Genomic DNA, 19723 nt, shown 5'->3' with positions numbered 1-19723 from the left:
TTATTCAATCATTCGGTAACGACGTTGCCACGTCACGATCTCACCGGCCTCGTTATTGACCTGAAGCTGGCTAACCACGCGAAGCGTTAATTCATCGGTATTGCCGGTATAGTTCACGCGGAAATACCGGCTGCTGATGGAGAGAAGCTCAGCCACCTGCGGGAGATCGTCTTTCAACTGCGGGAAGGTCTGCTCCAGCGCTTTGCTGAAGGTTTCCATATTTTCCCAGCCGGTTTCTGGACGCGAATCAATCAGGCGAACGGCATCATCTTCCGTTAATTTTCCGGGGAACAGGGCGGCCAGTAAGGCGGCCTGTTCCGGTTTCAGGGTGTTCACATCCACCTTGCTGGCAGAGTCCGGCAGCGCGCAGAGCAGCTTGCTCACCTTCGGATATGCCGCTACCGGGAACGCGGGCAGCTGTTTGATCTCAGCAATGGTGCGCATCATCTGGTTCGCGGGCTGTCGGGCGGGCACGACGCCCGCCCAGGCATCGCTCTCTGCACCGTCTTTGACCGTCGTCGCGTCGCCATCGAGATAGTCCACCAGCTGTTGATACACCTCTTCTGCCGTAGTGTGGCTGATGCCACTTTCCGTCAGGATCTGTTCAACAATCTGCTCGTTGCGCGGTTTTTCCGGCACGGCGGGCGCGTTTTGCCCCTGTGGTATTTTCTCTGCGGCCAGCAGGTTATTGACGTTAAAGCAGTCCTGCGCGTCTTCCACCTGGCTGACCACCGTGTAATCTTCGCCCCGCGTCTCCAGCGGCTGGTGCCAGTCGCCGTCAAGGTTCAGAGCCTTGTTTTCACCGGTGGCGTCGGTCTGCAGGCGATCTTTCACCACCTTCTCCTGCGCCTGCATCGCCCAGCGCAACTGCTGCTGGCTGACCTGATAATGGGTTTTCTGCAGATTGCGACAGAACTGCTGGCTAATTTTGGCGGCCAGCGCCGACATCATGACCAGCAGGATCAGCACCACCAGCAGCGCTACCCCTTTCTGTTTACGTAATGCACTCATGATTTTGCTTCCGGTGCCGGCAACGGCGCAGGCGCGGTCTCTGGCGCAGCGGCGGGCGCTGGTGCCGCCGCTTCAGGCATATCGCCCGGGGTCGTAAAGACCCAGCGCCAGGTATCGCCGTTTTCCATGGTCAGCGTCAGCTCCACGCCGTCCGGCAGATGCGCCGGGTCGCTCCAGCTTTTCTGCCAGCCCTGACGGTAAAAACGCCACTGCAGCGATTTCACCTCACTGACAATCGGCACTTCATCGGGCTTCGCGTCCACCGGGCCATCAATCACCGGCCAGACGTCGCGATACAGATGCCCCTCTTCCAGGCGCCAGCGCACACGCTCCAGCTGGATCGTTCCGCTCACGCCATTCAGCGTGGTCAGCTCAAGCGCATCATCCACCTGACGAAACAGATCCGGCTCGTTACGCGGGGCGCGCGCCTGCAGCTGGTAGAAATCGCGCTCCATCAGATTCCAGGCCCGCTGCAGCTGATTGAGCTTCGCGGCGCTGGCGTCGGTTGCCGAACTGGTGCGCATTGCGCCGTCCAGAATTTGCCAGGCCAGGGTGCTGATCACCGCGAAAATGGTCAGGGCAATCATGATCTCCAGCAGGGTAAACCCGCGCTGGCGTCGCGTTTTTTTCACTTGCTCTCTCCCGGCGGAACGATCTGCAAAGCGATAACCGGCTGGCTGTCGTCCCCTTCCGCGTAGACGCGAATGGCGTTCGCCCAGCCGTTGTCGGCGGTTTTCACCCGCTGCTTGCGCCAGTTCCAGCTGCGCCCGCCCATGATTTCCGTCCCCTGCGCCTCGGCGTCCGGGAAGTCGGTTTTCGTGAGCTGCGCTTCCGCCAGCTGATTTTCCGCCACCCAGCTGGCCTGCAGCGTGTCGGCCAGGCCGTGAGTGAAACGCACGTTCAGGGAGACGGAGTTCATCAGCGCCAGCGCGGCGGTGGAGAAGATCACCAGCGCGACCATCACCTCCAGCAGCGTCATCCCCTTTTGCTTTTTGCCGTTAGCCATCGTTCTCTACCGATACAGGCGCAGCGCCTTGCGACACCACGCGGAAATGGTGCTGTTTGTCATAGCTTTGCAGCGTCAGCGTGAAGCGGCTGATTTCGCCGTCCGGTAAAAAGAGCACCTGCGGATCGGCGCTTACCGTGGCGGCAAGGCGCTGGGGCGAGAGCGAAACGTGCATCTCTTCCGGGAAATCGCCTTTGGTGGTAATACGCCCGGCGGATAACGGCACCCAGTGACGTTCGCCGTTTTTATCATCGAGCGTCACCAGCTGATAATTATCCGTCGTGATGACCAGCCCGACGATATTTCCGTCCATCACCGCACGGTCTGAACCATAATCAACGAGGGCTTTTAATTGCTGGCCAAATATATCCGCACCGCTGCGTGAGGGTATGGTTGACACCACCATCATGGCGCAGCTGGCAAATATCACCAGCGCCAGAATAATTTCCAGCAACGTAAAGCCGCGTTGTTTATTCATTATTTCTCTTTCTTATCCAGAGACCAGTTCGTAATATCATCGGCGGTATTGGCTTCACCGTCCGGACCGGCGGAGAATACGTCGACCGCGCCGTGTTCGCCCGGGCTAACCAGAATATAATCTCCGCCCCACGGGTCCTGCGGCAGGCGACGGATATAGCCATCAGCACGGTAGCCGTTCGGGATTGGCGCGATTTCAGGCTTGGTTACCAGCGCCTGTAAGCCCTGCTCGGTTGTCGGGTAGCGGTGGTTATCCAGCTTATACATATCCAGCGAACCTTCGAGCGCGACAATATCGCTGGTTGCTTTTTGCGTATCTGCTTTTTCTTTATTGCCCATTAAGTTTGGCACCACCATGCTCGCCAGTACGCCGAGAATAACAATGACCACCATTAATTCGAGCAAGGTGAAACCCGCCTGACGCGCCAGGTTTTTACGTTTTAAAGCCATGATTTAACCTACCATATTATTAAGTTGCAGAAGCGGTTGTAATATTGACAGCACGATGAATAAAACAATCGTCGCCATGGATACCACCAGCGCCGGTTCAAATACCGACAGCGTTAATGTAATTCGATGCTGCAATGCCGATTCCTGGTTTTCCGCCGCGCGGTCCATTAAATTGCCTAATTCCCCGCTCTCTTCGCCGGAGGCAATCATATACAGCATGGTTGGCGGGAATAATTTCGCCTGTTCCAGCGCGGCATAGAGCGATGCCCCCTGGCGCACGGTATCCGCCGCCTGCTCCAGCACCTGCCGGGCATAGAGGTTTTCGATACCGTCCATCGCGATATACATCCCCTCCAGCAGCGGCACGCTGCTGGCCTGAAGAATGCTCAGGGTACGGATGTAGCGGGCGCTGTTGATGGCGCACACCAGCTTTTTGATCGGCGATCCGTTCACCAGCCAGCTGTGCCAGCGAAAACGGTTTTTGGCGTTTCTCAGCCAGGTCTTAAAGCCGACAAACCCGCCGCCGAGGATCCCCACGATGTAGATCCCGTACGCCTGCAGAAAATCACTCACCGCAATCAGCGTGCGGGTGGTGATCGGCAGCTGCTGCTTCATGTGGGTGAACTGCTCGATCACCTGCGGCACCACCGCCACCAGCAGAATGCTGATGACCGCGATGGCGACCACGGTCAGGGTAATCGGGTAGACCATCGCCTGCGTCAGCTTGCTTTTCATCTTCTGGCGCTGCTCGTTGTACTCCGCCAGCTTCTCCAGCACGTCGCCCAGGTGGCCGGTTTTTTCGCCGGCCATCACCAGGGTGCAGTAGAGCTTGTCGAAGGTGCGCGGGAACTGGCTAAACGCGTCGAACAGCGTGTGGCCTTCCACTACTTTCTCGCGGATCTCCACCACCATCGCCGCCAGCTTTTTGTCCTCCGTCTGCTTCGAGATAGCCTTCAGGGCGCTTTCCAGCGGCAGCGCGGCGTTGACCAGCGTCGAAAGCTGGCGGGTAAACATCGACAGCACCGGCGTGGAGAGCTTTGCGCCGGTTTTCGCTTTACCGGACGCCGCCGCCTCGCGGGTTTCGTTGATGCTGACGGGCATCAGCTTTTGCTCGCGAAGCCACTGGCGAACCTGCTTTTGCCCCTCGGCCTGCAGCGTGCCGCGCTGGGTTTTCCCCGCGCCGTCCGTTGCGGTCCAGGCGTAGAAGGCCATTACGCATCCCCCCCACGCTCGGCGGTGACGCGCATCACCTCTTCCAGCGAGGTCACGCCGCTAATCACCTTCAGCAGCCCGTTTTCACGCAGGCTGTAAGCCTGCTTAAAGAGCTGCGTCTCGATGGACATTTCGTCCTTATCTTCATGAATGGCGCGGCGCATGGTGCTGTCCACCACCAGGAACTCATGAATACCGGCCCGGCCCTGATAGCCGCTCTGGCGGCAGTGTTCACAGCCCACCGCGCGGTAGATTGCTTTTGGCGGCGCGTCCATAAAGCTGAACAGCGCTTTTTCATTGGCATCCAGCGGACTGGTGGTCCGGCAGTGCGTACACAGCCGACGCACCAGACGCTGGGCAATGACACCGAGCAACGATGAACCGATTAAAAAGGACTCCAGCCCCATATCCCGCAGGCGGGTTATCGCCCCTGCGGCGCTGTTGGTGTGCAGCGTAGACATGACCAGGTGACCGGTAAGCGACGCCTGCACCGCAATTTGCGCGGTCTCACCGTCACGAATTTCCCCGATCATCACCACGTCCGGGTCCTGACGCAGAATGGCGCGCAGCCCTCGGGCAAAGGTCATGTCCACGCGCGGGTTAACCTGCGTCTGTCCCACCCCTTCCAGCTCGTATTCAATCGGGTCTTCTACGGTCAGAATGTTGCGTTCGTGACCGTTCAGCGCCGAAAGAATGGCGTACAGGGTGGTACTTTTACCGGAGCCTGTCGGCCCGGTGACCAGGATAATGCCGTGCGGGCGGTCAATCAGCCCTTTCAGCTTCTCCAGCTCTTCATCAATCAGGCCCAGCTTGTTGATGTCAGGCTTAAGATTGCTTTTATCGAGCAGACGCATCACCACGCGCTCGCCGTACTGGGACGGAATGGTCGAGACGCGCACGTCGATCGCCTTGCGGCCAATGCGCAGGGAGATACGGCCATCCTGCGGCAGGCGCTTCTCGGCGATGTCGAGTTTTGACATGACCTTGATGCGCGATACCAGCAGCGGCGCGAGCTTGCGCGCCGGCTGCAGCACCGGGCGCAGCACGCCGTCAACGCGGAAGCGAATGCTCAGCGTGCGCTCGAAGGTTTCGATATGAATATCCGACGCGCCGTCCTTCACCGCCTCGCCGAGAATGGCGTTGATCAGGCGGATTACCGGCGAGTTTTCGTCGTTATCGAGCAGATCTTCGTTATCCGGGATCTCCTCGGTTAACGCCATCAGGTCGATATCGGCGTCCATATCGTCCACCAGCTGCTGCGAGACGCCGCTGCTCTGCTGCCAGATTTTGGCCAGCATCTCGTCAAACGCTTCCGGCGTGAGGGTGACCGGGACGAACGCGCGTCCCAGCACCCGGCGCACTTCCAGCAGTGCAAATGCCGGGGTGTCATCACGGATATAGACGTCATTGTTATAAAATAAAACGCCGTTATCTTTTGCGTAGCTGCTGCTACACAGTGTTTTACTCAGTTCGTCCACGTTGCCCCTCCGCCTTACTCTTTAAACGGATTGCGTGTCGCGCTGGTTTTCACCGGTGCGGCATGGGTGGCCGTCTTAGTGTCGGCAGACGGAAACGCGGGCAGAATGGCGTTATCCGCTGGCTCAATAATGCCGAGCTTTTTCTCCTCCACGCGCTGCATCTGGCGAACGCGGATCTGGTCATATTTCTCTTTCGACGCGGCGCTGTAGTTGTCGTCGTCACGCAGGACGGTGGTATGGATAAACACCATCAGGTTGCGTTTCGACGTGTCCTGCGAGGTGTAGCGGAACAGCTGGCCCACCAGCGGGATATCGCCGAGCAGCGGCACTTTGGAAACCGACTGCTTGGTGACGTTTTCCATCAGGCCGCCGAGCACCACCGTCTGGCCACTGTGGACCATCACTTCGTTATTGATGGTGCGAGTGTTGAAGGTTGGGCCGAGGCTGGCGTCTTCCGTCGCGCTGTTGTCAACGCTGGAAACTTCCTGCTCAATCTTCAGGTGGATCATGTCACCGTCGTTAATCTGCGGCACAATTTTCAGCTTGGTACCGACGGTCTTACGCTCAACGGAGTTAAAGACGTTGTCGCCGCTGGTGGTCTGCGAACCGGCAAGGACCGGCACGTCCTGGCCCACGTTAAACGACGCTTCTTTGTTATCCAGCGTGACCACGCTCGGCGTGGAGAGAATGTCGTTTTTACCGTCGGTGGAGAGCGCGGTCATCAGGGCGCCGAAGTCGCCGTTGAAGAAACCGGTCGCCAGGCCAGTGAAGCTTGCCCCCTTCATGGTGCCGTTTTTAATCTGGCTGATAGGCAGGCCGGTTGAGCCGAACTGCACGCCGCCGTGCTTGCTGGTCCACTGCACGCCGAGATCCAGGCCGTTACCGTCCTGCACTTCAGCAATGATCGCTTCCACCAGTACCTGCGGACGGCGAATGTCGAGCTTGTCGATCACCTTCTCCAGGGAGTTCATCACGTTAGGCTGCGCGGTGATCACCAGCGAGTTCGTTGACTCGTCGGCGCTAATATTCAGATCGCTGGCCGACGTGGCGGTTTTCGACTTCGGCGCACCCGCCTTGTCTTTCAGCTGCTCGCCAATACCGGTCAGCACCGGAACCACTTTGGTGGCGCTGGCGTATTTGAGGTAGAAGACGCGGGTATTCCCCTCGTTGTTCTGCTCGCGATCCAGCTGATGGATCAGGGAACGGGTGCGCATGCGCGCATCTTCCGAACCGCTGATCACCAGGCTGTTGGTCTCGTCATCCGCTACCACCTTGGTGGCGAGCTGCGGCGCGTTCTGCCCCTTCTGCTCTTCGTTGTTGAGGTTGTTCAACATGTCGGAGAGCTCTTTGGCGGACGCAAAGCGCAGCGGTACGATTTCGCGACGCTGAATGCCGTCTCTGTCGACGCGCTGCACCAGATCCACCAGGCGGTTCACCACCGAGGCTTTCCCGGTTAACAGCAGGACGTTCGACGGCTCAAAATGCACCACGTTACCGATACCGGTGGCATCGTTCAGCTGGCGCAGCAGCGGGGCCAGCTCACGCACCGGCACGTTTTCCATGCGCACGACGCGGGTGATGATCTCATCGCCTTTGCCCGGATTTTTGCTGTCGGCCAGCGGGGCCCCGGCGGTGCGGGCTACGCTTGAGCGCACCACTTTGACCATGCCGTTGTCCATCGGGATCACCGACAGACCGTACAGGTCCAGCACGCTCAGGAAGAACTGGTAATACTCATCTTCCGTCAGCACGTTATAGGTTCTCACCGACACCGTACCCTGAACGGACGGGTCGACGAGAATGGTTTTGTTAAGATTGCGGCCTACCGTATCGATAAACTCGCGGATATCGGTATTTTTAAAGCTCGCGCTAAAGTTGGCTGCAAGCAGCGAACTGGAATATAACGACAATGCGGTCAGCGCCACGCACGCCCAAGGAAATTTCTTCATGTCTGTACACTTGTTAATTGTTTAGAACATTAACCCGAATATTTTCAAGGTGAGCGTGACGTCTGACGACGACCTCCGCTTCTTTCATTTTCGACCAGTTGGCAATAATACTTTTTGCCTTTGCTTCATCGGTCATATCGACAGAGTTGACTTTCACAGCCACGTCGCCCTTTTCCAGCCCGGAATGGCTGAAGAACGCTGAGGCATTCCTTGGATTGATGTTGTAGCCTTCCAGTTGGCCTTTTTCGATTACCGGTTTTAACACCAGATAATCATCCAGATGCACGCTTTCCGCGCCTGCATCTTTCGTCGATTTGGTTACCGGGCCGCTGTCAACGCCGCCCTTAAAATAGTCAGGCTTATTTAACGCCAGTACCTGCGTAGCACCTTCGTAATTAACCACCACATTGTCTTTGTTAATTTCCTGAATAAAGGCATCGTTAAAACCGGTCAGCGGCTCGCCTTCGCGATAGCTGCGCTGGCCTGCCGGGGTTTTAATCACCGCAAAGGAGAGCCAGGCATCGTCACTGCTGACAATTCCTTCAATTTCCGCTGCCAGCGGGGCTTTCGCGGCAGCCGGTAAGTTATCCTGACGCACCGCAGCCGTGAACAGAGTAAATGTCTTTTCTTCACGACGATTTTTCAGCGGCTGTTCATCAGATTTAGCCAACTTATTCGTAACTTTTTTATAATCTTTAAACGTCAGATAGCCTTGCTGGCCGCAAAAAATTAACAGCACAAACATAATACAAGGCGTTATCCACCGTGACAGAAATGAGAACCTCATTTTTCATCTGGCCTTTAGCAAAGCGGAAATAAGCAGCGTCGGGCTGCGCCAATATGTGTGAAAAATAGTAATTAACTGCCGTAAATACGACCATCGACTTCGCCATTAACTTTAATAAAAAAAACTATTGACCAAATAAAATCGGGATGTTAGGTCATTGCAACTGGATATTTTTACCCTGTGCGCAAATTGACCACCCTGTGGCGTTGCTTTACTTTCTCGTCCTGTTGCTATTCCTAATCAGAGACGGTAAGTCGTTATGTATCAGAGCCACTTTAAATTTAAACAACCGCCATTCAGAACAATCACGGGTTTCTCCGGCGATTTTCTGGTGCCTTATCATCAGGACGTATTCAACCTGCTGAAAGAGAAAAGCCAGGTGGCGGGAATTATCGGGCTCTTTTGCAACGACGCACCGCTGCTGGGCCACTTCAGCGATGCGCTGAAGGCCAGCCTTCCTGGCGCCATTGCCATCAACGCGTTTCCTAAGCTGAGTGCCAGTAGCCTGCTGTACAAGCTCAACCCGGGAACGAAAGAGAGCAAGAGCCGCATTCAGGCGGTGGATGCCGTGCTGCATCAGTGGCAGGGCGGAAAAAACCGCAGCAAAACCCTGGTCATCCGTCACGCGGAAGCGATGAAGGAGACCTGCCGTGAGGTGCTGGGGATGTTGCTTACGCGTGCTCAGGAGCTGGAGTTCCGTCTGTCCATCGTGCTGATGGGCAGCGCGGAGCAGGAAGCCGCCCTCTTACCCCCATCTGAACTTCGCGAATATGCCCATACCCGTCATACATTGCGTCCCCTGACCTGCCGGGAATTTCTCAGCTATGTGCAGGCGCAGTGTGAAGAACACGGGTGCGAGAATTCGCCGCTAACCCCGGCGCGCGTGCGCAAGATGCACGCGCTGACCAAAGGCAACATCAGCAAACTGAATGAACTGGCGCACCTGTCAATGCTCGCGGCCTGGACCGAACGTGCAGCGCAGGTCAGCCCGCGTCATTTACGCCTGGCGGCAGGAGAGATCCTCCCGGCGAAAAAACACGGTAAGCGCCTGGCGACCGTGGGATTGTTCGCCTCGGTTCTGTTCGCCGCCTGCGGATGGTATTTAACCGCCTCAATCAATGCAAAACTGCCGATTCAGCTTCCCGTTCCGGCGAGCTGGAAACAGCAGAAGTCAAAAGCCGACGCGCCTGTCGTGCCGGTTATCGACAATGAAGTGGTTAATCAGCCGGATGCGATGCACCAGCTGTACCTGATGTGGGGGTATGACGCCTCCGCGGATGATGCGCTGTGTCAGAACGCCGGGAAGGTCAATCTGATGTGTAAACAGGGCAACGCGTCACCGGATGCGTTGGCACAGGAGGGTTATCCGTGGGTCAGTGAACTCAAAACCGGTAACCATCTTAACTACGCTGTTGTCGCCCGCGTAGGCGATGACTCGATGGATCTGCTGATGAATAACCGCACCTGGCAGGTGAGCCGCAGCTGGTTTAACCAGCATGCCACCGGTAACTTTACCCAGCTGCATCGCCTGACGCCGGAAGGCAAAGATGCCATCAGCGCCGCCAGCGATGCGAAAGACATGGGCTGGCTGGATCAGGCGCTGAGTCTGGCTCTTGGCCAGCCTGAAACCCATGCTCAGACCTGGACGGCTGAGATGATGAAACGCACCCGCGAGTTCCAGCAAAAAATGCATCTGCATGTGGATGGTATTCCAGGGGAAGATACGCTGATGCAGTTAATGCGTGAAACCCATACCACGCCGAGCGTGCTGATTCAGGCCACGCATGCCACACCGGACGCCAACACGCAGGAGAAGCATTCCTAATGTCTACCATCTGTCTTGCGGCTCAGCGCAGCTACACCACCGGAGAGGCGGTCTGGTTTTCGTACCGCCTCCCCAGCCTGAGAAAAATTTGTGGTCATACCTTTTTATGGGTATTGGGTTTGTGCGCCCTGGTCATGGCAGGGCTGTACGCGCATATTTACTGGAATTTGCGCCACCCGACCCCTGAACCGGTAAAAGCGAGCGTCGCTAAACCGGAAACGCAGCTTTCCGATATGCATTATGTGTACGTGAGTAAACCGTTCCCGCATCCGCATCCTAAACCGGCGCCGGTACGGGAAGAGATGCCGCCCATGCAGGATCTGCCGATAAGCACCGATGATGCTGACTGGCAGCAGGCCCCTGACAGCACCGTGCCGCAGGATGCCGGGCACGATACCTCGCGTGATACCCTGCCGGGAACCGAGGCGCACGAAAACGCCACCGCGTCGTCGGGAAGTGAGGATGCTTCGTTAGCCGAATTGTTTAAGCAGGCGTTGAAAGAACAAGAGCAGGATTATTCTCAAGGCAAAATTCCCGCGCCGCCGGTTGACGAAACGCAGGATCAATCGCAAAGCAGTTTGTTGCATAACGATAACGTCCAGTCTCCTTTGAGTAAAAAAGGAGACCGGCTGGAGTAGTTAATATTTTTCAGGGAGCGTGGTGAGGTTAAGCAGACGACCTTTCTCTACCACAATATATTGACCTTTTTTCAGGTCGGAGAGGATTTTAATAATGGTACTGCGGGCCAGGTTGGTATATTCCTGAATATAGTCATAGATATTAATATCGCGCTGCTGGTGAACAATCAGCTCATTAATTTCGTAGAGGAATTCGCGGACCACAGAATAGGCGCTACGGGCGACCAGAACATCATCGCGTTTGCTCAGCAGGCAGATGTACCAGGAGAGCACTTTGGTCAATTCAGGCCACAGATTTTTCTCGGTCATAAGCTGCGCGAAGGCCTCTTTTTTGATGCTGCGTACCACGGTGTTTGCGCGGACCAGGCCGTACATATGGGCTGACTGATAGAAAATAGCGGACAGGCCAAACACGCACTGTCCGGTGACGGTAAACATGCAGAGTTCGTCTGATTCACGACGGAATTCGACTTCGCCGCTGACGATAATATGAATATACTGAGAGTCAGCAGTGGAAATTTTCTGCCATTTCTTTAAGGTTTTCTCTTCAAAACCTTCCGTGGCAGAAATAATGGCTTCCATTTCAGGTTGTGGACGTAATTTTTTACCGTAAATGCTTAACATTGTTATACCCATTTAAGATTAGATTTATTAGACATAGCATGGCCGCGGCATTAAAACCGAAAACCAACAATCTTTTCCTGATGAAAGGCTCAAGGAGAAAATAAGAACGCCTGCCGCCAGCAATATTTTTTGATTTACTTAGCAAGCTATGTGTCTATCTTAAATCCGGATAATTTTAAGTCAATTTACTAAAAATGAATTGAGTTTGTACTTAAGATTAATCTCAAGCACAAATAAGGGGAAAACGCGCATTCGGGCGCAAACCGAAGGTTTACCCCTGCCCGTATTTCTCTAAAAGGGCTTCTGCAATGGCCATCGTTTCCACATCCGCGACGCCGTTCCATACCTGCGGGCGATAGTGCATCTGAAAGGCGGTGATAACGCGTTGCTGCTGCTGATCCGTGGCGTTGTCCGGCACCTCATAGCCATAGCGCATCAGCAGATCGAGCAGGGCTGCACGATCTACCTCCTGATAGCGCGGACGACCATTGATATAGAAGTTCACGCGCCCGGCATCGGGCCAGGCCCCAATCCCCTGCTTCGCCAGCGCCTGCCAGGGAAACAGCGGGCCGGGATCGTCCTTACGCTGGGGCGCGATATCAGCATGCGCCACCACGTTCTGCGGTTTAATGTCGTACCGGGCGATAATGTCTTTCGCCAGCGGGATAAGCGCCGCGATTTGCGCGGGCTCAAACGGGGCGAAAACTTTCACACCGTCGCGCTTCTGCCAGCCGCGGTTCTCCAGCTCAATGCCGACAGACGTGTCGTTGATCCGGTTGGTGCCGCGCCAGAAGCTGATGCCCGCATGCCAGGCCAGTTCGCTCTCCGGCACCAGCTGCCAGATGCGCGGCTTCCCGTCCGGCGTCGGCGGCTTCGCAGGGATGAGATAATGCGAGCTGACGTTTTTGTCCGTCAGCGTGGCCAGCGAGGTGTCGAAGTCGTCGGCGGTGTAGTGGATCACCAGCACCTTTATGCGCGGGTAGGCCGCCTGCGCCTGATGGCGGGTATCCAGCTCGTAGGCACCTTTATCAACAATGCCTTTTTCCTGGGCGCATCCTGCCAGCAACATCGCCAGCAGGAGCGTTGAAAGCGAGCGCTTCATCGACGGGTTTTCACCGCCGTGCCGCTTACGCTCACCATCAGCATGCTCGAATCTTTGCCGACGGTTTCATAATCAATATCGATTCCTACAACGGCATCCGCGCCCAGCGCTTTGGCCTGCTCGCCCAGCTCCTTAAACGCAATTTCGCGCGCTTTACGCAGCTCTTTTTCGTACGCGCCGGAGCGTCCACCGACGATGTCACGAATCCCGGCAAAGAAATCCCGGAAAATGTTCGCGCCCAGAATCGCTTCGCCGGTGACCACGCCGCAATACTCGGTAATGGTCTGTCCTTCCAGGGTTGGCGTTGTTGAAAACTGCATACTTTCTCTCCTTCTTTAGCGTTCAATGCGTTAGCAACAGCATTATCGGTTCGTTACGCTATGATTGAAAGGATAGTTAATAAATAAGGAAATCAACATGCGCTACTCTGCTTTAACACTTTTAGTGCCCTGCGCGCTGGTGCTCAGCGCCTGTACTACCACGGTCACGCCAGCCTTTAAGGATATCGGTACCCGCAGCGGCCCCTGCATAGACGGCGGCCCGGATACCGTGGCGCAACAGTTCTATGATTACCGCATTCAGCATCGCGGAAATGATCTCACCGCCCTGCGCCCGTACCTGAGCGATAATCTTGCAAAACTGCTCAACGATGCCACTCGCGATCCGCAGCATAACGCCCTGCTGAAATCCGATCCGTTCTCCAGCCGCACTACGCTGCCGGACAGCGCCGAGGTGGCCAGCGCGTCAACCATCCCGAACACCGATGCGCGGAACATTCCGCTGCGCGTGAAGCTGACCCAGGGAACCCAAACCTGGCAGGACGAAGTGCTGATGATCCGTGAAGGCCAGTGCTGGGCGGTGGACGATGTGCGCTATATCGGCGGCAGCGTTCATGCCCCGGCCGGCACGCTGCGCCAGTCGATTGAGAACCGCTAGATCATTAGTGATAAAAATGTTACCCCCGTAAAATGTCCGGCATTTCACGCGGAATGCCGACATTTATACTCGCCGACCTTGCCGTTCGCTATTTTGTGCTATGTTTAAGAGGAAATGCGGGTTATATTTAACTTTTAACGCAGAAATATTGCATAACTATTCTGTCAACGGTACTATCTGCGGCCTCAATTGCTATAGATTGCCTGGATGAGTAAAGACTGCCCCGATGAGTATTAAACTAAACGGCATTAACTGCTTCTACGGCGCACACCAGGCGCTGTTTGACATCACGCTGAACTGCCCGGAAGGCGAAACGCTGGTTTTACTTGGCCCAAGCGGTGCAGGCAAAAGCTCCCTTCTGCGCGTCCTTAATCTGCTTGAAATGCCCCGTTCCGGTACGCTGGCTATCGCCGGTAACCATTTTGATTTCGCGAAAACCCCGTCAGATAAAGCTATACGCGAACTGCGTCAAAACGTCGGCATGGTCTTCCAGCAATACAATCTCTGGCCGCACCTGACGGTGCTGCAAAACCTGATTGAAGCCCCGTGCCGCGTGCTGGGGTTAAGCAAAGATCAGGCCATCGCGCGTGCTGAAAAGCTGCTGGAGCGTCTGCGCCTTAAGCCCTACAGCGACCGCTATCCGCTGCACCTCTCTGGGGGTCAGCAGCAGCGTGTGGCGATTGCCCGCGCGCTGATGATGGAGCCCGCGGTACTGCTGTTTGATGAGCCGACCGCGGCGCTGGACCCGGAAATCACCGCCCAGATCGTCAGCATCATTCGCGAACTGGCGGAAACCAATATTACGCAGGTCATTGTTACCCACGAAGTGGAAGTGGCGCGTAAAACCGCCAGCCGTGTGGTCTACATGGAAAACGGGTATATCGTTGAGCAAGGTGACGCGAGCTGCTTCGCGAACCCGCAAACCGATGCCTTCAAAAACTATTTATCTCATTGATTGTGTCAGGGGAAATATAATGAAAAAAGTATTACTTGCCGTGCTGCTTGCTGGCGTTACCCTTTCCGCTACCGCAGCCCAGACCATTCGTTTCGCCACGGAAGCCTCCTACCCTCCGTTTGAGTCCATTGATGCGAACAACAAAATTGTTGGCTTCGACGTAGACCTGGCAAACGCCCTGTGTAAAGAGATCGACGCAACCTGTACCTTCAGCAATCAGGCGTTCGACAGCCTGATCCCAAGCCTGAAGTTCCGCCGTATTGACGCCGTCATGGCAGGTATGGACATCACTCCTGAGCGCGAAAAGCAGGTGCTGTTCACCACCCCTTACTACGACAACTCCGCCCTGTTTATTGGTCAGAAAGGTAAATTCACCTCTGTCGATCAGCTGAAAGGCAAGAAAGTCGGCGTGCAGAACGGCACCACGCACCAGAAGTTCATCATGGATAAACATCCGGAAATCACCACCGTTCCGTACGACAGCTACCAGAACGCGAAGCTGGATCTGCAGAATGGCCGTATCGACGGGGTATTTGGTGATACCGCTGTCGTGACCGAGTGGCTGAAAGCCAACGACAAACTGGCGCCAGTGGGCGACAAAGTGACCGATAAGGACTACTTCGGTACCGGTCTGGGGATTGCCGTTCGTCAGGGCAACACCGAGCTGCAGCAGAAATTCAACGCTGCGCTGGAAAAAGTGAAGAAAGACGGCACCTACGAAACCATCTACAAAAAATGGTTCCAGAAGTAATTCCTGATGAATGAAATTTTTCCTTTAGCAAGCGCCGCCGGGATGACCGTCGGCCTTGCCGTTTGCGCACTGGTTATCGGCCTGGTGCTGGCAATGTTCTTTGCGGTGTGGGAATCAGCAAAATGGTTCCCCGTCGCCTGGGCGGGCTCCGCGCTGGTCACCGTACTGCGTGGGCTACCGGAAATTCTGGTGGTCCTGTTCATCTATTTCGGCTCCTCACAGCTGCTGCTCACGCTGTCGGACGGCTTCACGATGAATCTCGGCTTTGCGCAGATACCGGTGCAGATGCAGATTGACAACTTTGACGTCAGCCCGTTCCTCTGCGGCGTGATTGCCCTATCCCTGCTCTACTCCGCGTACGCGTCGCAAACCCTGCGCGGTGCGCTGAAAGCGGTACCGCAGGGGCAGTGGGAATCCGGTCAGGCGCTGGGCATGTCGAAAGCAGCGATCTTCTTCCGTCTGGTGATGCCGCAGATGTGGCGCCACGCCCTGCCGGGCCTGGGCAACCAGTGGCTGGTATTGCTGAAAGATACCGCGCTGGTGAGCCTGATCAGCGTGAACGATTTGATGCTGCAAACCAAAAGCATCGCCACCCGTACTCAGGAGCCATTTACCTGGTACATCGTGGCGGCGGCTATCTACCTGGTAATCACGCTGCTCAGTCAGTACATCCTCAAGCGTATTGACCTGCGTGCGACGCGCTTTGAACGGAGACCAGGCTGATGCTTGAATATTTCCCGGAGCTGATGAAAGGGCTGCACACCAGCCTGACGCTGACCGTGGCGTCCATCATTGTGGCGCTGATCCTGGCGCTCATCTTCACCATCATCCTGACGCTGAAAACGCCGGTGCTGGTGTGGATCGTGCGCGGCTACATCACCCTGTTTACCGGTACGCCGCTGCTGGTGCAGATCTTCCTGATATACTACGGTCCGGGCCAGTTCCCGTCGCTGCAGGCGTATCCGGTTATCTGGCACCTGCTCTCTGAGCCGTGGCTCTGCGCTCTGATTGCCCTTTCGCTGAACAGCGCGGCCTATACCACCCAGCTGTTTTACGGAGCGATCCGTGCCATCCCGGAAGGACAATGGCAGTCCTGCGGGGCGCTGGGCATGAGCAAAAAAGACACGCTGGCGATCCTGCTGCCGTACGCCTTCAAGCGCGCGCTCTCCTCTTACTCCAACGAAGTGGTGCTGGTGTTTAAGAGTACTTCTCTGGCCTACACCATCACCCTGATGGAAGTGATGGGTCACGGGCAGCTGCTGTACGGGCGCACCTATGACGTGATGGTGTTCGGCGCGGCTGGCGTGGTCTATCTGGTGGTGAACGGTCTGCTGACGCTGATGATGCGACTGATTGAGCGTAAAGCGTTAGCGTTTGAGCGCAGAAATTAATCACGCGAGTGCATAAAACGTAATTACCAGAGCGGATAACCCGATGGCTTATCCGCTTTTTTTTTATACCATATACAATATTTACTCATATTTATTGCATATAAATTCATTAACTGGCATTGTACATCCATGCCGCAGACACGGCGCATAATGACAAGATAGACAGACGGGAGCATTACAATGAAAAAGTTAGTTCTGGCCGCACTACTCGCCACCTTCGCCGCTGGCGCATCCGCTGCTGATAAAATCAATTTTGGCGTTTCGGCCACCTATCCGCCGTTTGAATCGCTGGATGCCAGCAATCAGATCGTCGGTTTCGATATCGACCTGGCGAAAGCCCTGTGCAAGCAGATGCAGGCCGACTGCACCTTTACCAACCATGCCTTCGACAGCCTGATCCCGTCGCTGAAATTCAAGAAATACGATGCGGTGATCTCCGGGATGGACATCACGCCGGAGCGCAGCAAGCAGGTCGCGTTCACCGACCCGTACTACGCCAACTCGGCGGTGGTGATTGCGAAGAAAGGGGCTTATAAGTCCTTTGACGAGCTGAAAGGCAAACGCATCGGGATGGAAAATGGCACCACGCACCAGAAATACCTGCAGGACAAACATCCTGAAGTGAAAACCGTGGCCTATGACAGCTACCAGAACGCGATTATCGACCTGAAAAATGGCCGTATTGACGGCGTCTTCGGCGACACCGCCGTGGTGAACGAATGGCTGAAAACCAACCCGCAGCTGGGTACGGCAACGGAAAAAGTGACCGATCCGCAGTACTTCGGCACGGGCCTCGGCATCGCGGTACGCCCGGATAACAAAGCCCTGCTGGAAAAACTAAACGGCGCGCTGAAGGCGATTAAAGCAGACGGCACGTACCAGAAAATCAGCGAGCAGTGGTTCCCGCAGTAATCTCTTTTTGCCGGGTGGTCTGTAGGCCGGGTAAGCGCAGCGCCACCCGGCAATTTCTCACAGCGGCACAAAGAACCTGAACCGCGCCCCGCTCACGGACTCCATCAGCCTGATCCCGCCGCCGTGCAGCTCCAGCATTCGCTTAACGATTAACAGCCCTAACCCGCCGCGGTTCTCCCGCGATGCCTGGGTATTCAGCGCCGAAGGCCGCTGGAACAGATCGTCGCGCAGCGCGGCATCCACGCCCGTTCCGGAGTCTGCCACTTCGACCTGAAGCTGTTCATTATCCTGCCAGACCGCCAGACGAATTTCCCCGCCAGTGGGCGTATGACGCATCGCGTTATCGAGCAGGTTGGTCACCACGCGCTCGATCATCGACACATCAGCGTTTATCAGGGGCAGCGGCCCCGGCACGTCAATATGCAGATTCACCTCGCGCGTGCGGGCGGTAAGCTCAAACTTCTGCGCCACGTCGGAAATCAGCTCTCCCATCGCGAAACGCTCGCGCTGCGGCTTAATGCCGCCGTGCTCAAGGCGCGCCAGCTCGAAAAGCTGCTGGGAAAGATGTCGTACCTTTTGTCCCTGACGCAGCGCGGTGGCGAGATACTGCTGGTGCTCCTGCGGCGTCAGGGTGGCGGATTTGAGCGACAGGGTTTCAAGATAGCCCAGCAGCGAGGTCAGCGGCGTGCGAAGATCGTGCGAAATGTTGGCGATAAACTCCCGGCGCTGGCGATCGCTGTCGGCCAGCTGGTCCCACTGGCGGGTAATTTTCCGCGCCAGCTCGATGAAACTGTTGCGCAGGAGCGCCACTTCGTCATTGGCTGCGGCATCCGGCGGCTGTGCTGCGAGCAGCCTGATTGCGCTAATGCTGTCCTGCTCCAGGCCGGTGACCTCTTCCGTCAGGCGCTTAACCGGACGCGTTACCCAGTACCAGACCAGCAGACCCGCCAGCAGGCCAAACAGAGCGACCCACAGCAATGACCAGAGCACCGTGCTCCAGAGCGCCTTATGCCAGGCCATTTCCGCCAGCGCGTTCGACTCCTCGCCCTGCAAAATGATGTACAGGTAGCCCTTAAGCTCGCCGTCCTGCCGCAGCGGCGTGGCGCTGAACACTTTTTTATTTTGACTGCGCGGGTCGTCGCCCAGTACCGGTATGGCAGTACCGCTCAGGAAGGTCTGAACCGGTGCCAGGTCGATTTTTTGCCGCTGAATATGGCCCGGCGGTGCGGCATCGGCCAGGATTTCGCCGTCCGGCGAGATAACGTACAGTTCAACGCTCGGGTTAAAGGTCATCAGCCGGTCGAACAGCGGCTTAAGCGCGGTGCGGTCAACCCTGCCCTGCGCGTCCAGAATCGGTTCCCGCTGGACGATCTGCTGCGCCAGGCCGCCCGACAACCGCTGAACCATCGCGTTGCCGTACTGCATACTGCTGTAGAGCTGTACCGCGCAGGCGACGGTAGCGCAGAGCATCATCAGCAGGACAAACAGCAGCGTCAGGCGCTGGCTCAGGCTAAAGCGGCGCATCATGGTTTGGCTCCGCAAATTTATAGCCCTTGCCCCAGACGGTGCGAATTATCTCCGGCTCGGCGGCGTCTTTCTCAATCTTGATGCGCAGGCGGTTGATATGGGTGTTGACGGTGTGCTCGTAGCCTTCGTGCTGATAGCCCCACACCTGCTCCAGCAGCGCCAGACGGGAAAACACCTCGCCAGGATGGCGGGCGAAGAAGTACAGCAGTTCGAATTCGCGCGGGGTGAGATCCACCACCTGGCCGTGAAGCAGCACGCTGCGCGCCAGGGGATCGATCGTCAGGCCGTGGGCCTGAATTTGCCCGTCAGCCTGCGCCTGCCCCATCGCCTGCTGGCGGCGGAACAGCGCTTTGATGCGGGCAATCAGTTCCTGCACTGAAAAGGGTTTTGCCAGATAGTCATCGGCGCCGGTTTCCAGCCCGGTGATGCGGTCGGTTTCGCTGCTGCGGGCGCTGATGATGATCACCGGCAGGTAGCGGGTCATCTGGCGGATGCGGCGGCAGATCTCCAGGCCGTCAACGTTGGGCAGCATCAGGTCGAGGATCACCGCATCCCACGGCTGTTTTTCAAGGCGCGGCAGGGCGTTGCCCCCGTCGGGCTCGTGGGTGATGGCGTAGCCTTCGTCTTCTAGGTTGAGCCGCAGAAGCGCCGCGATATCGTGGTCGTCTTCCACCAGCAGGATCTGCTTCATG

General features: G+C 56.5%; 22 protein-coding genes. 8 read left to right on the top strand and 14 right to left on the bottom strand.

Features of this window, described 5'->3' with window-relative positions; all coding sequences use genetic code 11:
- The 9 genes from gspK to gspC are packed head-to-tail and all read right to left on the bottom strand — an operon-like array spanning nt 1 to nt 8328.
- Complete coding sequence (gspK, locus tag IM291_RS00250; RefSeq protein ID WP_048959674.1) at nt 1-1011, bottom strand: type II secretion system minor pseudopilin GspK; 1011 nt, start codon at nt 1009-1011, stop codon at nt 1-3.
- Complete coding sequence (gene gspJ, locus IM291_RS00245) at nt 1008-1643, bottom strand: type II secretion system minor pseudopilin GspJ (protein ID WP_048999352.1); 636 nt, start codon at nt 1641-1643, stop codon at nt 1008-1010. Before gspJ ends, gspK begins: the two co-directional genes overlap by 4 nt.
- A complete protein-coding gene (gspI, locus tag IM291_RS00240) occupies nt 1640-2017 on the bottom strand; it encodes a type II secretion system minor pseudopilin GspI (RefSeq protein WP_028012527.1) in 378 nt (125 codons plus the stop codon). The genes gspJ and gspI overlap by 4 nt, the downstream gene beginning before the upstream one ends.
- Nucleotides 2010-2495, bottom strand: a complete 486-nt coding sequence (gene gspH, locus IM291_RS00235; RefSeq protein ID WP_062936067.1) for a type II secretion system minor pseudopilin GspH — start codon at nt 2493-2495, stop codon at nt 2010-2012. The genes gspI and gspH overlap by 8 nt, the downstream gene beginning before the upstream one ends.
- Complete coding sequence (gene gspG, locus IM291_RS00230; RefSeq protein WP_028012525.1) at nt 2495-2944, bottom strand: type II secretion system major pseudopilin GspG; 450 nt, start codon at nt 2942-2944, stop codon at nt 2495-2497. Before gspG ends, gspH begins: the two co-directional genes overlap by 1 nt.
- 3 nt (nt 2945-2947) lie before the next feature.
- Entirely contained in the window at nt 2948-4156 is a 1209-nt protein-coding gene (gene gspF / locus IM291_RS00225) for a type II secretion system inner membrane protein GspF (protein WP_045261802.1), read from the bottom strand.
- Nucleotides 4156-5634: a type II secretion system ATPase GspE gene (gene gspE / locus IM291_RS00220; protein ID WP_006809432.1), complete on the bottom strand. Its 1479-nt coding sequence runs from the start codon at nt 5632-5634 to the stop codon at nt 4156-4158. Before gspE ends, gspF begins: the two co-directional genes overlap by 1 nt.
- 14 nt (nt 5635-5648) lie before the next feature.
- Nucleotides 5649-7583 (bottom strand): type II secretion system secretin GspD, encoded by a 1935-nt coding sequence (gene gspD, locus IM291_RS00215; protein WP_192985881.1) that lies wholly within the window; start codon nt 7581-7583, stop codon nt 5649-5651.
- 13 nt (nt 7584-7596) lie between these two features.
- Nucleotides 7597-8328, bottom strand: a complete 732-nt coding sequence (gspC, locus tag IM291_RS00210; RefSeq protein ID WP_041910664.1) for a type II secretion system protein GspC — start codon at nt 8326-8328, stop codon at nt 7597-7599.
- Nucleotides 8329-8629: 301 nt separating this feature from the next.
- Between gspC and IM291_RS00205 the strand changes: the two genes are divergently transcribed.
- A complete protein-coding gene (locus tag IM291_RS00205) occupies nt 8630-10195 on the top strand; it encodes an ExeA family protein (protein WP_192985880.1) in 1566 nt (521 codons plus the stop codon).
- Nucleotides 10195-10833 (top strand): hypothetical protein, encoded by a 639-nt coding sequence (locus IM291_RS00200; RefSeq protein ID WP_192970836.1) that lies wholly within the window; start codon nt 10195-10197, stop codon nt 10831-10833. Before IM291_RS00205 ends, IM291_RS00200 begins: the two co-directional genes overlap by 1 nt.
- Here the strand turns inward: IM291_RS00200 and IM291_RS00195 are convergent, their stop codons facing one another.
- From IM291_RS00195 to IM291_RS00185, 3 genes are all read right to left on the bottom strand, one after another.
- Nucleotides 10834-11457 (bottom strand): helix-turn-helix domain-containing protein, encoded by a 624-nt coding sequence (locus IM291_RS00195; RefSeq protein ID WP_028012518.1) that lies wholly within the window; start codon nt 11455-11457, stop codon nt 10834-10836. It lies immediately after the preceding gene.
- 271 nt (nt 11458-11728) lie between these two features.
- On the bottom strand, nt 11729-12559 hold the full coding sequence (locus IM291_RS00190) for an N-acetylmuramoyl-L-alanine amidase (RefSeq protein ID WP_045630959.1): 831 nt from the start codon (nt 12557-12559) through the stop codon (nt 11729-11731).
- A complete protein-coding gene (locus IM291_RS00185; RefSeq protein WP_028012516.1) occupies nt 12556-12879 on the bottom strand; it encodes a heavy metal-binding domain-containing protein in 324 nt (107 codons plus the stop codon). The genes IM291_RS00190 and IM291_RS00185 overlap by 4 nt, the downstream gene beginning before the upstream one ends.
- Nucleotides 12880-12976: 97 nt before the next feature.
- On the opposite strand from IM291_RS00185, the gene IM291_RS00180 reads away from it, so the two are divergent.
- The 6 genes from IM291_RS00180 to artJ all read left to right on the top strand — a co-directional run bounded on the left by IM291_RS00180 (nt 12977) and on the right by artJ (nt 17504).
- Complete coding sequence (locus IM291_RS00180) at nt 12977-13495, top strand: lipoprotein (protein ID WP_028012515.1); 519 nt, start codon at nt 12977-12979, stop codon at nt 13493-13495.
- Nucleotides 13496-13721: 226 nt separating this feature from the next.
- A complete protein-coding gene (artP, locus tag IM291_RS00175; protein ID WP_008500030.1) occupies nt 13722-14450 on the top strand; it encodes an arginine ABC transporter ATP-binding protein ArtP in 729 nt (242 codons plus the stop codon).
- 19 nt (nt 14451-14469) lie between these two features.
- Nucleotides 14470-15201 carry an arginine ABC transporter substrate-binding protein ArtI gene (gene artI, locus IM291_RS00170; RefSeq protein ID WP_008500032.1) on the top strand — a complete coding sequence of 244 codons (732 nt, stop codon included), beginning with the start codon at nt 14470-14472 and terminating at the stop codon, nt 15199-15201.
- A 6-nt stretch (nt 15202-15207) separates the two neighbouring features.
- Nucleotides 15208-15924 carry an arginine ABC transporter permease ArtQ gene (artQ, locus tag IM291_RS00165; RefSeq protein WP_192985879.1) on the top strand — a complete coding sequence of 239 codons (717 nt, stop codon included), beginning with the start codon at nt 15208-15210 and terminating at the stop codon, nt 15922-15924.
- Nucleotides 15924-16592: an arginine ABC transporter permease ArtM gene (gene artM / locus IM291_RS00160; RefSeq protein ID WP_028012513.1), complete on the top strand. Its 669-nt coding sequence runs from the start codon at nt 15924-15926 to the stop codon at nt 16590-16592. Before artQ ends, artM begins: the two co-directional genes overlap by 1 nt.
- A gap of 180 nt (nt 16593-16772) precedes the next feature.
- Nucleotides 16773-17504 (top strand): arginine ABC transporter substrate-binding protein ArtJ, encoded by a 732-nt coding sequence (gene artJ, locus IM291_RS00155; protein ID WP_015571008.1) that lies wholly within the window; start codon nt 16773-16775, stop codon nt 17502-17504.
- Nucleotides 17505-17561: 57 nt separating this feature from the next.
- Here the strand turns inward: artJ and IM291_RS00150 are convergent, their stop codons facing one another.
- A complete protein-coding gene (locus IM291_RS00150) occupies nt 17562-19031 on the bottom strand; it encodes an ATP-binding protein (protein ID WP_192985878.1) in 1470 nt (489 codons plus the stop codon).
- Complete coding sequence (locus IM291_RS00145) at nt 19015-19722, bottom strand: response regulator transcription factor (RefSeq protein WP_192985877.1); 708 nt, start codon at nt 19720-19722, stop codon at nt 19015-19017. The genes IM291_RS00150 and IM291_RS00145 overlap by 17 nt, the downstream gene beginning before the upstream one ends.
- Nucleotide 19723 lies beyond the last annotated feature (1 nt).

Source organism: Enterobacter cloacae complex sp. P27C (assembly GCF_014895705.1).
Lineage (GTDB): Bacteria > Pseudomonadota > Gammaproteobacteria > Enterobacterales > Enterobacteriaceae > Enterobacter > Enterobacter bugandensis.
This window is presented reverse-complemented; position numbering and strand designations above follow the sequence as displayed.

Excerpts from the sequence above, each read along its gene's own strand:
- IM291_RS00180 (WP_028012515.1), top strand. The coding sequence starts at position 12,977 with ATGCGCTACTCTGCTTTAACACTTTTAGTGCCCTGCGCGCTGGTGCTC.
- gspI (WP_028012527.1), bottom strand. The coding sequence starts at position 2,017 with ATGGCTAACGGCAAAAAGCAAAAGGGGATGACGCTGCTGGAGGTGATG.
- artI (WP_008500032.1), top strand. The coding sequence starts at position 14,470 with ATGAAAAAAGTATTACTTGCCGTGCTGCTTGCTGGCGTTACCCTTTCC.
- artJ (WP_015571008.1), top strand. The coding sequence starts at position 16,773 with ATGAAAAAGTTAGTTCTGGCCGCACTACTCGCCACCTTCGCCGCTGGC.
- IM291_RS00200 (WP_192970836.1), top strand. The coding sequence starts at position 10,195 with ATGTCTACCATCTGTCTTGCGGCTCAGCGCAGCTACACCACCGGAGAG.
- artQ (WP_192985879.1), top strand. The coding sequence starts at position 15,208 with ATGAATGAAATTTTTCCTTTAGCAAGCGCCGCCGGGATGACCGTCGGC.
- gspD (WP_192985881.1), bottom strand. The coding sequence starts at position 7,583 with ATGAAGAAATTTCCTTGGGCGTGCGTGGCGCTGACCGCATTGTCGTTA.
- IM291_RS00145 (WP_192985877.1), bottom strand. The coding sequence starts at position 19,722 with ATGAAGCAGATCCTGCTGGTGGAAGACGACCACGATATCGCGGCGCTT.
- IM291_RS00205 (WP_192985880.1), top strand. The coding sequence starts at position 8,630 with ATGTATCAGAGCCACTTTAAATTTAAACAACCGCCATTCAGAACAATC.
- gspC (WP_041910664.1), bottom strand. The coding sequence starts at position 8,328 with ATGTTTGTGCTGTTAATTTTTTGCGGCCAGCAAGGCTATCTGACGTTT.
- gspK (WP_048959674.1), bottom strand. The coding sequence starts at position 1,011 with ATGAGTGCATTACGTAAACAGAAAGGGGTAGCGCTGCTGGTGGTGCTG.
- artM (WP_028012513.1), top strand. The coding sequence starts at position 15,924 with ATGCTTGAATATTTCCCGGAGCTGATGAAAGGGCTGCACACCAGCCTG.
- gspF (WP_045261802.1), bottom strand. The coding sequence starts at position 4,156 with ATGGCCTTCTACGCCTGGACCGCAACGGACGGCGCGGGGAAAACCCAG.
- gspH (WP_062936067.1), bottom strand. The coding sequence starts at position 2,495 with ATGAATAAACAACGCGGCTTTACGTTGCTGGAAATTATTCTGGCGCTG.
- IM291_RS00195 (WP_028012518.1), bottom strand. The coding sequence starts at position 11,457 with ATGTTAAGCATTTACGGTAAAAAATTACGTCCACAACCTGAAATGGAA.
- gspG (WP_028012525.1), bottom strand. The coding sequence starts at position 2,944 with ATGGCTTTAAAACGTAAAAACCTGGCGCGTCAGGCGGGTTTCACCTTG.
- artP (WP_008500030.1), top strand. The coding sequence starts at position 13,722 with ATGAGTATTAAACTAAACGGCATTAACTGCTTCTACGGCGCACACCAG.
- IM291_RS00185 (WP_028012516.1), bottom strand. The coding sequence starts at position 12,879 with ATGCAGTTTTCAACAACGCCAACCCTGGAAGGACAGACCATTACCGAG.
- IM291_RS00190 (WP_045630959.1), bottom strand. The coding sequence starts at position 12,559 with ATGAAGCGCTCGCTTTCAACGCTCCTGCTGGCGATGTTGCTGGCAGGA.
- IM291_RS00150 (WP_192985878.1), bottom strand. The coding sequence starts at position 19,031 with ATGATGCGCCGCTTTAGCCTGAGCCAGCGCCTGACGCTGCTGTTTGTC.